A 12,404-nucleotide genomic window follows, 5' to 3' on the forward strand; every position below is an offset into this window, starting at 1 on the left:
GGAAGCGCATTTTCTGCGCCTCAGGGGCGCTGCGGTCGCACCGGCTGCTGCCGCCGCGCCGAGATCCGCACGATCCGGGGCCCCTTCATCTCCTCCACGGTGAGCTCGACGCCGCTCACCGCCAACTTGTCGCCGGCGACGGGAACGCGGTCGAGGCGCACCATGATCAGGCCGCCCACGGTGGAGACCTCGTCCTCGTCGATCTCGAGGCCGAAGTGCCGGTTGAAGTCCTCGAGGGGCGTGGTCGGATCCACGGCGAAGACGCCGGTGGGCAGCGCCACGATCGACGGCCCCCAGGTGGCGAACTCGTCCTGGAGCTCGCCGAGGACCGCTGCGACCACGTCCTCCACCGTGACCAGGCCAGCGGTGCCGCCGTACTCGTCGACGACGATCGCCATGTGCTGGCGCTTGCGGCGGAACTCGCGGAGGAGCACGTCGGCGCGCATCGTCTCCGGCACGTAGAGCGGCTCCCTCAGGACCTCGCGGAGCTGCGGCCCCGTGCGAGGCACCTCGCCGCCCCGGAGGAAGAGATCCTTGAGGTTGAGGATGCCGAGCACCGTGTCGAGATCCTCCTCCACCACCGGATAGCGGGTGTGGCCGGTCTGCATCGCCAGCTCCCGCCGCTCCTCGCCGGTCATGTCGGTGCGAAAGAAGATCACGTCGCCGCGGGCCACCATCAGGTCCCGGGCGGAGCGCTGCGGCAGGCGGATGGTGCGCTCGAGCATGTCGAGGCGCTCGCGGGGAATGCCGCCGGTGGCGCGCATCGCCGAGACGATGAGGCGCAGCTCCTCCTCGCTGTGGCCGAGCTCGGTTTCGCTCGCCGGGTGGAGCCCCACGAGCCGCAGGGCCTTCGCCGCGATGCCGTTGAGCGCCCAGATGAAGGGGTAGAAGAGCACCCGGAAGAGCTTCATCGGCGCGGCCACCGCCAGCGAGACGCCCTCGGGGCGCTGGATGGCGAGGCTCTTCGGCGCGAGCTCGCCGAAGACGATGTGGAGGAAGGTGATGATGGTGAAGGCCACCGCGATGGCGATCGGGTGGGCGCTCGCTGCGGGCAGGCCGAGGGAGAGGACCACCGGCTCGATCAGGTGGGCGAACGCGGGCTCGCCGAGCCAACCGAGTCCGAGGGAGGCGAGGGTGATGCCGAGCTGGGTGGCGGAGAGGTATTCGTCGAGGTGCTCGACGACGTTGCGTGCGGCGGCGGCACGGCGCTCCCCGGCCTTCACCATCTCGTCGAGACGGGTGGCGCGGACCTTGACGATGGCGAATTCGGTCGCGACGAAGAAGCCGTTGGCGATGACGAGCACGATCGCCGCAGCGAGGCCGAGCCAGGATGCATCCATCGGGCCTCACCTTGCATCAAGGCGGGCGCGCTCGCCAGCGAACGATTCTAAAGCGGCCCGGTGGCGAGGGGCAGGAGCCAGGCCTCCCTGGGCGCCGCGCCCGGCAGCTGCGGCGGCAGGGCCAGGGCCACCGGCGGCGGGGGAAGGTGGGCAGGCGCCCGCGGTGACGCGCGGGTGGCGAGGAGGCCGACCAGCTCCCCCGCCACCGGAAAGGCCGTCACCGAGAGGACCGCCACCGCAGGGCTGTCGGTGGCCACGGCGAGGCCGAAGCCGAGGAGCTGCCCCGCTGCGCCCCCTGCCAGGGTCCATGGCAGGGAGGCAGGGGCCTTCTCGTCGTCCCCCAGCGCCCAGAAGACCGCCCCCGAGGCGAGCGGGGGCAGGGTGGCGAGGAGCAGCCAGGTCGCCGTCCGCGCGCCGGCATCGCCCTCGATCGTCTCGCCGCAGCTCGCGCCGATCACCTCACCCGAGCAGGCGAAGGCGAGGACTGCCGCGGTGGCGGCGAGGTGGGTGGGCATCGCCACCGCCGCAGCGAACGAGGTCCGCCCGAGATCGAGCCCCGCCGGCGCCGGGGCGCCGCCGACCGCTTCCCGCGGGGCGGCATCGCCCAGCAGGGCAGCAACGAGGACCAGGGAAGCGAGGGCGCTCATACCCCCTAGGCTGCGCATCGGGCAACGGGGCGCCACCCCTGCCCGTCGTGCCTACCGTTGGCGGGTGAAGCAGCGCCGCTCCCTTCCTCTGCTCCTCCTCCTTCTCCTCGCCGGCTGCGCCGGCAGGGAGCCTGCCGTGCCGCAGGGGCTGACGGCAATCCGGGAGGTGGGCCCGCCGCCCCCTGCAGCAGCGGTGGCGGAGGCGCAGCGAAGGCTCGCCGGGATGGAGCTCTACCAGGGGCCGATCACCGGGGACCTGACCCCCGCGGTGCGGGTGGCCCTGGCCCAATACCAGCGGACCCGGTCGCTGGAGGTGACCGGCCTCCTCGACGAGGCCACCGCCACCGCCCTCGGGCTGGGGGCTCTCGCCGACTGGCCCGAGGCCGGCGACGGACGCCCCGAGGACGCGGCGCCCACCGGCCCCAGCGCCGCCGAGATCCTCGAGCAGGCGGAGCTGCCGGAGCTGCCGCAGCCACCCCCCGGGGCGCTGGCGGAGGCCCGGGCCGCTGCTGCGGCGCTCCTCGCCAGCGGGACGGCGAAGGCCGATGGAGCGGTGGCCGAGGCGCTCCGGCGCCTCCCGGGCGAGGCGCTGGCGAACGGGGCAGGGGAAGGCGACGAGGTCCGGGCGGCGCAGGAGGACGCGGGGGCCGCGGAGGCCACGGGCACCGATCTCCGCGGCGCGGAGGAGGCGGCGGATCGCGCGCAGGGCTCCCTCGGAGCAGCGAGGCGGGAGGCCTTCGCCCTGCTCCTGGAGGCCCGCAGGGACGGTGGCTGGGCGCTGCTGCCGCCGGAGATCCTGGCGAGGCTGGAGAACGAGCTGCAGCAGCGCTCGCTGCTCCTCCGGGGGCCCGACCGCAAGCTCGGCCCCGACGACGAGGCGGCGATCCGCTGGGTGCAGCGCTCCAACGGCCTCGAGCCCACCGGCGTCCCCACCCTCCAGCTCCTCGAAGTCCTGGGCATCGATCCGAGCCCGATGTTCGAGCTGCCTTGATCAGGGCAGGCAGGCCCCGGCCGGCCCGGCTCTCCCTTGTCGGGGGACGGGCCGCGACCCCAGCGTTCTCGCCAGAGGAGGTGTGCCCGATGAGCGAGATGACCTACGGGATCCTGCAGGACGAGGTGGCCTGGCCCGCGGGCAAGGACGGCGAGGTGGAGCGCCACATCGCCTCCGGCACCGGCTGGGACTACGAGCCGGGGGAGCGGGGCGGCGGCTTCGTGCCCGACCGGAATCCCTGGAAGGAGGACCCGCCCTACGAGAACCCGGCGCAGGACGGGACCGGACTCCTGCCCTACCGCGGCCCGGGGATCCACGGGCCGGACCGGGGCTGAGTCCGGTCTCCCGCGATGGAATCGAAGAAGCGCCGGCTCCCGCACCGGGACCGGCGCTTCTGCGTCGGAGGGGCCGCTCTATTCTTCCTCGCTGAAGAAGAAGCGGGCGCTCACGTTCCCGAGCTCCATCGAGTCCACGATCTGGACGAGCATCTCCCGGAGCTTGTGGACGTCGTCCGGCGCCATCCCCTGCAGGGCGGCGACGAGCTGGCCCTGCGCCGGATGCGGCGCCCGCTCGAGGAGCTTCTTGCCGTTCGGGGTGAGGGTCAGCACCACCGCGCGGCGGTCCTCGGCCCGCTTCTGGCGGTCGATGAGGCGCTTCTCCTCGAGGCGCTGGATCACGCCGGTGACGGTGCTCGGATGGACGCAGAGCCGCGCTGCGAGGTCGCCTGCGGAGCAGCCGCCCAATTCGTTGATGGTGCGCATCGCCCAGAGCTGCGGGCCGGTGATGCCGAACTCGCGGTCGACGGCCTTGGAAAACTCGTGGATGGCCTTGGTGATGCGCCGCAGGGCCTGAACCACCCCGTGGATGTCTTCGAGAGACGAAGGGCTGGACACGCGAGACCTCGAACGCTGCAAGTGATGGTTGGAGCAGCGAATGAACCCGTCATAATGTACATCAGATGACGGCCCGCGTGGATGGGATGCGCGACGCGTCCGGATGGACGCAACGCTTCGCTTTGGTATAGAGGCGGTTGGCCAAGAGTGCAGGAGGTCGAGTTGGTGCCCGAGCGCGAAACCGAGGTGGAGATCATCCCGGTCGACGGACCCGGTGATTTCGCCGCCGCCCTTGCGATCCGCGAGGTGGTCTTCATCGAGGAGCAGCAGGTTCCCCGGGAGATCGAGCGGGACGACGAGGACCCCACCGCCTACCACGTGCTCGCCCAGGTGGGTGGTCATGCCATCGGCACGGGCCGCCTCGTCGAGCTGCGCGAGCCGCCGCCCGGCGAGAAGGGGCGTTGGGGCCAGATCGGCCGCATGGCGGTCCTCGTCTCCAACCGCCGCGGCAAGGTGGGCTCGAAGATCCTCGCCGCCCTGGAGGCGGAGGCCAGCAAGCGCGGCCTCGACGGCATCGTCCTCCACGCACAGGTCTACGCCCACGACTTCTACGTGCACGTGGGCTACGCCGACGCCAGCCCGATCTTCGAAGAGGCCGGGATCCCGCACGTGGAGATGCGCAAGCGCCTCGCCCCGTAGCCGGACGGGCGAGCTTGCTCCCGCCGCCTGCCCGACCCACCTTCGTCCGAACAGGAGGTGGGGTTTGGGCGTGCAGGTGGTGGTCGAGCTCTTCGTCGATGCGTTGTGTCCCTTCAGCCTGATCGCCGCCCGGCGGGTCCGGGAGGCGGTGGCCGAATACGAGGGCGCCGCGCGCCTGCGCCTGCGGGCGCTCCCCCTCGTTCCCGACCCCAGCAGGCTGGAGAAGGCGGCAGGTTCCCGCGAGGGGGCCCGGCTGGTGCTGGCGCGGCGCCTCGAGGAGGCTGCAGGCCTCACCGGCGGCGAGAACCTCGACGTGGGCGTCGAGGCCTTCCGCGAGGGTCGGCTGCGGGTGGTCTCCTCGCTCGTTCCCCTCGCTGCGGTGAAGTGGGCGCAGATCGAGGTGGGCGACGTGGGCGCATGGCGCCTCTACGTGGAGGTGGCTTCGCGCTACCTCGAGCACGGGGAGGACGTGGGCGATCCGATGGTCCTCGCCGACGCCGCCCGGGAGCACGGGCTGCCCTGGCTCGATCTGATCAAGGCGCTCGAGGCCGGCGTGCACGGCCGCGACGTGGCCCGGGATCGCCAGCACGCCCGGGTGCTCGGGATCCGGGCGACCCCCGCTGCGGTGCTCGACGGCAGGGTTCGTCTCGAGGGGCTATCGGCGCTGGACGAATACCGCGAGGCGATCGCGCAGCGGCTGCTCTGGCAGAGCAAGCCGCGCGAGGCCCAGACGCACTGATCGCGTTTCAGAAGTCGACGCCCGGCTGCAGGGGCGGGAGGGTGGCGCGGAGCTGCACCGCGTCGCCGCCGTGGACCAGCCGGTAGATCTGCATGTTGCCGATCACCCGCTTCACGTAGTGGCGGGTCTCGCGGTAGGGGATCGACTCGACGAATTCGTCGAGCGGCAGATCCTTGCGGGCGGGCTCGGCCATCCAGCGCGCCACCGCCGGCGGGCCCGCGTTGTAGGCGGCAGCGGCCAGCGCCACCGAGCCGCCGAAGCGCTCGAGCAGCGCCGCCAGGTACCAGGTGCCGAAGGTGACGTTGACCGCCGGATCCTCGAGGCGCTTCGCCTCCGCGGCGGGACGCTGGAGGAGGCCCGCGATCCGCTCCGCGGTCACCGGCAGGAGCTGCATCAGCCCCACCGCTGCGGCGGGTGAGCGCACCCGGGGACGGAAGCCGCTCTCCTGCCGCATGATCGACCAGACGAAGTGGGGGTCGACCTCGAAGCGCGCCGCTGCGCTGCGGACCTCCGCGGGAAAGGCCTCGGGGAAGGCGATGTCCGCCGCGCCCCGGAGACCGCCGAGGCGGAAGAGGCCGAGGCGGAAGGCCCGGTGGTGATCACCCGCCTCGTGGGCGAGCTGCGCCGCCGCCGCGAGGAGCGATGCATCGCGCCTGCCCTCGATCGCCGCCTCCAGCTCCGCGCCGCCCTCGTCGAGGAGGCCCGCTGCGTAGAGCGCAGCCGCCCGGTCGAGGCGGGCGCCGGTCTCCTGCGGCTGCTTCGGCAGCGCTGCCGGCACGGCGAGGGGCCTCGCCTCCAGCGCGAGCGGCGGCGCCTTCTCGCCGAGGCGCTCCCTGGCGAGGAGGGCGTACCAGCCGCCGGGATCCCGGGCGATCGAGGCGCGGTAGCGGGCCGCCGCTTCGGCCTTCCTGCCGGCGCGCTCCAGGGCGCGGCCCTGCCAGTAGATCGCCTGATCGACCAGCGAGCTTCTGCGCCACCGGCGCTCCAGCGCAGCGAGCTCCCTGGCCGCTGCCAAGTTCTTGCCCTGCTTGTAGAGGCTCCAGGCGGTGTACCAGGCAGCCTCGTCGCCACGGGCCTGCCGCCCGTGCTTCTTTCCGTAGGCGCGGAAGGCCGCCTCCGCCTCGGCGAAGCGGCCCGCGTCGTAGAGGAAGAAGGCGGCGAGGAAGGCGGCGGAGCGGGCGGTGGCGCCACCGGCCTCCTGCTCGAGCCGGCGGAGATGTCCCAGGGATTCGTCCACCGCCATCCGCCGCATCGTGAGCCGGGCCGCGAGCTCGAGGGCCTCGAGGCGCACCTGCCGCGGCGCCGTCGCCGCGAGGCAGGGGCCGAGGATCGCTTCCGCCTCGGGCTTGCGGTCGGCGGCGCCCAGGGCCTTCGCCCGGAGCAGGGTGAGCTCCAGCTCGCGCCCCTCGATCCGCAGCGCCTCGAGCTCCGCGAGGGCGGCGGTGGCGTGGCCTCGCTCGAGAAGACGCTCGATCCGCACCACCCGATCGTCGCCGGAGGGGGTGGGGATCGGGGTCCCCCCGGCGCGGAGGGCGGCGAGGCGCTCCTCGGCCCGGGTCGCCTCGGGGAGGTCGGGATGTTCGCGCCAGATCCGCTGGAAGAGGGCCACCGCCTCCGCCTTCTCGCCAGCAGCTTCGAGGGCCCTGGCGAGGGCGAGGCGCAGCTCGGCGGTGGGGCCGCGGCGGGCGGCGAGCAGGGCCTCGAGGCGCTGCCGCGCCGGCTCGAGCTTGCCGGCGTGGGCGAGGGCGAGGGCGGCCGGCACCTCGGCGCGCCTGCCCAGGGGGCCATCGGGATCCGCCGCAGCCGCTTCGTCGAGGAGGGCAAGGGCCCGATCGGAGGCCCCCGTGCCGGCGAGGGCCTCGCCGAGGAAGAGGGCGCCCCAGGGCTCCAGCGCCCCGAGGGAGCCGCGGGCCGGCGCGAGGACCGCGGCGGCCTCCTCCCACTCGTGCCGCTCGAGATGGGCGGCGGCGGTGATCAACCTGCAGCCGTGCTGCGCCGGGCCCGCCACCGCGAGGGCAGGGGCGCAGCTGGCGACGGCGCTCGCTGCATCACCCGCCGCGAGGCGGGCGGCAGCTTCCGACCGTGCGAGGGCCGCTGCTAGATAGCGGGCGCCGGGATGATTCGGCGCCGCAGCGGTGTTGTCCTCGCTGGTCGGAATTGCCCTGGCTGGAGAGGCGACGAGGGCCCCTGCGGCGAGGGCGCTGCAGAGACTGCGGGTAAATGCGGAGGGGATGTGCACGACGGGCCATCCTAAGCGCGCGGAATCTGGGGCTCAAGCACGCCCCTACAAGGGCCTGCTCGCCCAGCAGGGGGGCAAGTTGACACTTGTGGGCCCCTCTCTTAGATTCCGCCGCGTTTTGTCGGCCGCCCTCTGTACCGGGCCCGTCGGGGCTGCCGAGAAGCCAGGGCAAACATCGCCATGGCCCCAACACCGCCGGGGTGAAGCTCACCGTAGCTTCGCCGACGAGGTACGAACTTTTATGAACAACACTCTGAAGCCGTTCCCCACCGAGCTCTCCGGCCCGATCAACCCGGAGGCCAGCACCAAGGGCGCCGGGGTCGAGAACCACCGGAACCTCTTCTGCGCCCACTACGACGATTGCCTCGACGAAGCAGTCAAGCGGGGTTGGAACAGCTTCACCTGCACCCGTTGCCCCCTCTTCCACCAGGCAGGCGATTACGAAGGCGGAGTGGAAGCGTACGCCACGCAGCGCCGCTTCGCGTAGAAAAAATTTCCAGCGCCTCCTCTCGCACGCCGGGTCGCTCCCAAGCACCCGGCGTTCGTGTTCCTGCGCATCGTGCGTCGGGCTTCGTGCTCAGCGCCTGGGCGCGGCGAAGAGCTGCACCAGCACCACCGTGGGCTGGCCGCCGGCGGTCTTGCCCCGGGCGAGACCGAAGCCCGCCTCGGTCCATCCCGGCTCCACCAGGTTGGCGAGGTGGCCGGGGCTGCGGACCGTCGACGCGTGGGCCTCGCGCACCGTGGGCGCCTGGGCGAGGTTCTCGCCGGCGCGCAGGTAGGGGTAGCCCGCAGCCCGCAGGCGATCCTGCAGATCCCCGGAGATTGGCGAGCGGTGGGCGAAGCGGCCGGTGCGCAGCAGCTCCTCCGCGTAGGCGCGCGCCGTCCGCTGGAGCATCGGATCGATCCGCAGGGGCCGCAGGCCGCGGCTCCGGCGCAGCTCGTTGGCGAGCTCCGCAGCGAGCAGCTCCTTGCCGTCCACCGACATCGGCTCGGCCTGCGGCGCCTCCTCCCCGGCGCCATCGGGGATCGGCCCACCGGCCCAGACGTCGAGGAGTACCGCGACCTGCGGGCCCGCAGGGCCGTCGCCGATCACCTCGAGGATGTAGTGGCCCGCCCTCGGGAAGTGGACCACCGAGGCGAAGCGCCCGCCTTCCCCTGCGCGCCGCAGCTTCGCCGGGGCGCCGCCGGGGCTGGTGAGGTAGAGCGACGGAGACCCGAGCGGCGGGCGGAGCGTGCCGGCGAGGCGGTGGCTCGAACCCACCGCCACCTGCGCCGGGAAGGGTTGGACCGCGGCGCGATCCGGGGCCCGGAGCACCACCACCGCGTAGCGGCCGTCCCGCGCAGCGGCGCCGACCCCGACCTGCTCCGGCGGCGGCTGCGTGCCCTCCTGTCCGAGGCGCTCGCGGAGGCGCTGCAGCGCGAGCTCCATCGAGCTGGCGCGCACCAGATGCGGCTGCACCTCCGGCGCCACCGCGCCGGCCCGGGCCACGGCGAGGCGGAGCCGCTCGCTCCGTGCAGCCGATTCGAGGGAGGCGCCCGCTGCAACCGCGGCGGCGAGCTCCCGTGCAGCGAGGGAGAGGGCGCGGTCGACGCCAATCTCCGCTGCGGGCCAGCTCTCGCGCACGATGGCGGCGAGGCGCTTCTCGGTGGCGTCGAGGCGGGCGGTGCGATCGAGGGCGCCGTAGGACGGGACCCGCTGCGCCGCAGGGGGCGGGGTGGCGGCGGCGAGGAGGAGGAGCAGGGGCAGGAGAAGCAGGCGCATCACCCACGACGGTAGGGGGCGCCGCAGGGGGCGGTCAAACCCGTTGTGCGGGGGCGCCTTTGGCGCGAACCTGCCTGCGGAGGGACGACGTGGCGATCGCACGAGAAGCAGCCGAATTGCTGGTGGCCCACAAGCCCGCCACGGTCCTCACCGGCGCCGGGGTGAGCGTCGACTCCGGCGTCCCCGATTTCCGCTCGCCCGGCGGGATCTGGGAGGAGTTCGAGCCGGACGAATACGCCACCGCGGAGGCGCTCGCCTTCGACCCGGACAAATCCTGGGCCTTCTTCGCGGCGCTCTTCGATCTCCTCCGCACCATCCGGCCCAACGAGGCCCACCGTGCCATCGCCGACCTCGAGGGGCTCGGCGTGGTGCGGTCGGTGGTGACGCAGAACATCGACGGCCTCCACCAGGCGGCGGGCAACCGCGACGTGATCGAGTACCACGGCGGGCCGGCGCTCCTCTGCATCGGCTGCGGCGCCGCGGTGGCGGGCCTCACGCCGACGCAGCTCGAGGCGGCCCGCCTCGGCACGGCGCCGCGCCATTCCTGCGGCGCCGTGATCCGGCCGGCGGTCGTCCTCTTCGGCGAGGAGATCCCCCCGGAGGCGATGCGCCGCAGCCTCGAGGCCGTGCAGGCCTCGCACAGCCTGCTGGTGGTCGGAACCTCCGCCCAGGTCTGGCCCGCTGCGGGACTGCCGCAGCTGGCGGCGCAGCAGGGATCGCCGGTGATCGAGATCAACCTGGAGGAGACGCCGATCTCCCGCTACGCGGCGCTCTCGATCCGCGGCAGGGCGGGGGAGGTCCTCCCCGAGATCGTCTGGCAGGTGCGGCGGATGCTCGGGCGCTGACGCGGCGCCGCGTGCTCCTGTGCAGACCGCGCACGCGCCCTCCCGGAACGTTCACGGCCGACGTCCCACATGCAGGGGACCGCTGCCCCCGGGCGATCGCCGTTCGCACCTTCCGCTGCATGGAGGTGCGGATGATGGTCGCTGCTCTCGGGGGGCGGGTTTGGTGGATCGTCGCGGTGCTGCTCGGCCTCGTCGCCTGCGGCACCAGCGAGGAGAAGGTGGAGAAGCGGGACGACGGTCTCGCCCCGTATTGTGACCTCGACGGCGTGACCGCCTGCAGGAACGCGGACGTCTGCGGCGCCGGCATGACGTGCAGCCAGAATTGCTGTCTGCCCTCGTGCGGCAGCGCCAGCGATTGCGACGCATCGGCGTGTGGGCCGCTCGGCTGCGTCTGCGACGCGGGCGCCTGCCGCGATCGGGTCTGCTCCGCCGATGTCGAATGCAGCGGCGGCAGGGTCTGCGAGGCGGGCAGCTGCGCCGAGCCGCCGGACCCGGGCGCCGCCGCCTCCTGCTCGGTTGCGCCGCGCTACGCCGCGGTGCACGAGGGCGGCGCGCTCAACCTCGAGGTGAAGGCCTACGACGCTGCGGGCAGGCCGCTGCCGCTCTCCGCCGGCTTCACCTTCACCTCCGACGCGACCGATCGGGTCGCGGTGGACGAGGCCGGCAGGGTGGTGGGCGGCGCCGTCTCCGGTGAGGCGACCGTCACCGCGTCGATCGGCGATGCCAGCTGCGAGGCGCTGCTCTGGAACCACGCGGCCCTCGCGGACGGCGGCCTGCGGGTGGTGGTCACCGACGAGCTCACCGGCCTGCCGCTCCCCGGTGCGCTGGTGCAGCTCGAGACCGGCGCCACGCCGCTCTCTGGCACCACCGATGCGAGCGGCGCCGCGCGCTTCGAGGCGGCGGCGCTCCCCGCCGGCGCCCGGACGATCAGCGTCTTCCACGAGGCGTACACCTACGTCACGGTGGCAGGGACGGAGGCGCTCGATCTCCACCTGCCGGTGCGGCGTCTCGTGCAGGCGGATCGCGCCGGCGGCTTCCGCGGCACCTTCGGCCCCGACGAGATCTTCCACCCCGATCACGTGCTCGCCGGTGTGGCGGGCACGTCGATCCCGGGCAACGTGATCGATCTCTCCTTCTCGATCCTCGTCGGTCCCTCGCAGCTCACCACGGTGACCATCGGCAGCGAGCGCAAGGTGAAGATCCCCTCGGGTGTGGTCCTCGGACTGGGCAACACCTGGTTCAAGCAGGAGTACATGGCCCTCGGCGTCGCCGGCCTCTGCGCCGATCGGGCGCGGACCGAGGCGGGGAGCTGCGGCACCCGCACGGCGTGGGGCGTCGCCGGTGGCGTGCCGCTCCTCGACCTGCCCATCGACGAGATCACCGAGGGCGGCGAGGAGCTCGAGGTGGGGGCGCTGCTCGCGCAGCTGCTGCCGCATTTCCAGCGCTTCAAGAGCGCGGTGGCCCGCGACGTCACCTTCGATCTCCACCCGACTATCGTCGACGGGGAGAAGCGTGTGCCCGATTGGTCGCGCTTCACCCCGCTCGATCTCGAGGCGACGCAGCGGATGGCGTTGCGGAGCACGGTGGCGCTGCCCGAGCTGCCGCGCCTCGGGGACGGCTGGCTCGACGGGGCGATCGTCTTCGGCGGCGCCCACACGCCCGATCGCGGCGTGGTGCCCCTCGGCCTCACCGCCGGCGTCGACGCCGACACCGCCGCAGGCGGAGCACCCGACGGCGTGATCGACGATCTCGAGGGGCGGTCGGTGGGCGAGCTGCCGCTGCGGATCGCGCCGCTCCACGGCGGCCTCGAGGGGAGCGACTATGTGGTCCTCGCCCTCGCCGCCAACTTCGCCGGGATGTCCTCGGAGAGCGCCAGCTGCAGCGACGACGATCGGCGCGGCTGCGCCGCGATCGCGGGGCTTCTGGATCGGTCGGCGAGCTTCCCCTTCGACCGCCGGGTCGACTTCGGCGGCGGCGATTTCGTCCCGCCGCTCGAGGCGGCGAGCTGGTCGGCGGCGAGCCGCACCTTCACCCGCGGCGCCGCGCCGGCGGGCGGGGCGAACGTGGTGCGGGTCAAGCTCTCCGCAGGCGACGGCAGGGTCTGGCACGTCTGGATGCCGGCGGATGCCACCGAGGTGGTGGTGCCGCAGCCCGCAGGCGTCGCCGATCGCGCCGGGAGCGCCCGCGCCTCGGTGCAGGCGCTGCGCCTCGAGGTCGGGCTCGAGGAGCTCGTGGGCTTCGGTGGAAGCGATCTCGCCGATCTGGTGGAGGAACTCTCCGCCTTCTCGACGATCGATCTGCCGTGACGT

The 12,404-nt window shown here is 73.3% G+C and carries 12 protein-coding genes; 7 read left to right on the top strand and 5 right to left on the bottom strand.

Going from position 1 to position 12,404, the window contains the following annotated elements:
* Positions 1-20 precede the first annotated feature (20 nt).
* Complete coding sequence (locus ACESMR_RS03495) at positions 21-1,340, bottom strand: hemolysin family protein (protein WP_373045079.1); 1,320 nt, start codon at positions 1,338-1,340, stop codon at positions 21-23.
* Between the two features lie 47 nt (positions 1,341-1,387).
* A complete protein-coding gene (locus ACESMR_RS03500) occupies positions 1,388-1,987 on the bottom strand; it encodes a hypothetical protein (RefSeq protein ID WP_373045081.1) in 600 nt (199 codons plus the stop codon).
* Between the two features lie 64 nt (positions 1,988-2,051).
* On the opposite strand from ACESMR_RS03500, the gene ACESMR_RS03505 reads away from it, so the two are divergent.
* Both ACESMR_RS03505 and ACESMR_RS03510 read left to right on the top strand, forming a co-directional pair.
* Positions 2,052-2,978, top strand: a complete 927-nt coding sequence (locus tag ACESMR_RS03505) for a peptidoglycan-binding domain-containing protein (protein ID WP_373045082.1) — start codon at positions 2,052-2,054, stop codon at positions 2,976-2,978.
* Positions 2,979-3,067: 89 nt separating this feature from the next.
* A complete protein-coding gene (locus ACESMR_RS03510; RefSeq protein ID WP_373045084.1) occupies positions 3,068-3,313 on the top strand; it encodes a hypothetical protein in 246 nt (81 codons plus the stop codon).
* Between the two features lie 78 nt (positions 3,314-3,391).
* On the opposite strand, the gene ACESMR_RS03515 is transcribed toward ACESMR_RS03510, so the two are convergent.
* Complete coding sequence (locus ACESMR_RS03515; RefSeq protein WP_373045085.1) at positions 3,392-3,871, bottom strand: MarR family winged helix-turn-helix transcriptional regulator; 480 nt, start codon at positions 3,869-3,871, stop codon at positions 3,392-3,394.
* A 165-nt stretch (positions 3,872-4,036) separates the two neighbouring features.
* Between ACESMR_RS03515 and ACESMR_RS03520 the strand changes: the two genes are divergently transcribed.
* Both ACESMR_RS03520 and ACESMR_RS03525 read left to right on the top strand, forming a co-directional pair.
* The gene (locus tag ACESMR_RS03520) at positions 4,037-4,510 is read left to right on the top strand and encodes a GNAT family N-acetyltransferase (protein ID WP_373045087.1); all 474 of its coding nucleotides are present in this window, start codon (positions 4,037-4,039) and stop codon (positions 4,508-4,510) included.
* A gap of 70 nt (positions 4,511-4,580) precedes the next feature.
* Positions 4,581-5,249, top strand: a complete 669-nt coding sequence (locus ACESMR_RS03525; protein WP_373045221.1) for a DsbA family protein — start codon at positions 4,581-4,583, stop codon at positions 5,247-5,249.
* A 7-nt stretch (positions 5,250-5,256) separates the two neighbouring features.
* On the opposite strand, the gene ACESMR_RS03530 is transcribed toward ACESMR_RS03525, so the two are convergent.
* Positions 5,257-7,488, bottom strand: coding sequence for a transglycosylase SLT domain-containing protein (locus ACESMR_RS03530; protein ID WP_373045088.1), 2,232 nt, complete (start codon positions 7,486-7,488; stop codon positions 5,257-5,259).
* 241 nt (positions 7,489-7,729) lie between these two features.
* On the opposite strand from ACESMR_RS03530, the gene ACESMR_RS03535 reads away from it, so the two are divergent.
* The gene (locus tag ACESMR_RS03535; protein WP_373045090.1) at positions 7,730-7,975 is read left to right on the top strand and encodes a hypothetical protein; all 246 of its coding nucleotides are present in this window, start codon (positions 7,730-7,732) and stop codon (positions 7,973-7,975) included.
* A 90-nt stretch (positions 7,976-8,065) separates the two neighbouring features.
* Here ACESMR_RS03535 and ACESMR_RS03540 read toward each other — a convergent pair whose 3' ends face one another.
* Positions 8,066-9,250, bottom strand: coding sequence for a CAP domain-containing protein (locus tag ACESMR_RS03540; protein ID WP_373045091.1), 1,185 nt, complete (start codon positions 9,248-9,250; stop codon positions 8,066-8,068).
* 89 nt (positions 9,251-9,339) lie between these two features.
* Between ACESMR_RS03540 and ACESMR_RS03545 the strand changes: the two genes are divergently transcribed.
* Together ACESMR_RS03545 and ACESMR_RS03550 are read left to right on the top strand one after the other, a co-directional pair.
* Positions 9,340-10,095: an SIR2 family NAD-dependent protein deacylase gene (locus tag ACESMR_RS03545; protein ID WP_373045093.1), complete on the top strand. Its 756-nt coding sequence runs from the start codon at positions 9,340-9,342 to the stop codon at positions 10,093-10,095.
* 131 nt (positions 10,096-10,226) lie between these two features.
* Positions 10,227-12,401 carry a hypothetical protein gene (locus ACESMR_RS03550; RefSeq protein WP_373045094.1) on the top strand — a complete coding sequence of 725 codons (2,175 nt, stop codon included), beginning with the start codon at positions 10,227-10,229 and terminating at the stop codon, positions 12,399-12,401.
* The last annotated feature ends 3 nt before the right edge of the window (positions 12,402-12,404 follow it).

This window comes from Vulgatibacter sp. (genome assembly GCF_041687135.1).
Classification (GTDB): domain Bacteria; phylum Myxococcota; class Myxococcia; order Myxococcales; family Vulgatibacteraceae; genus JAWLCN01.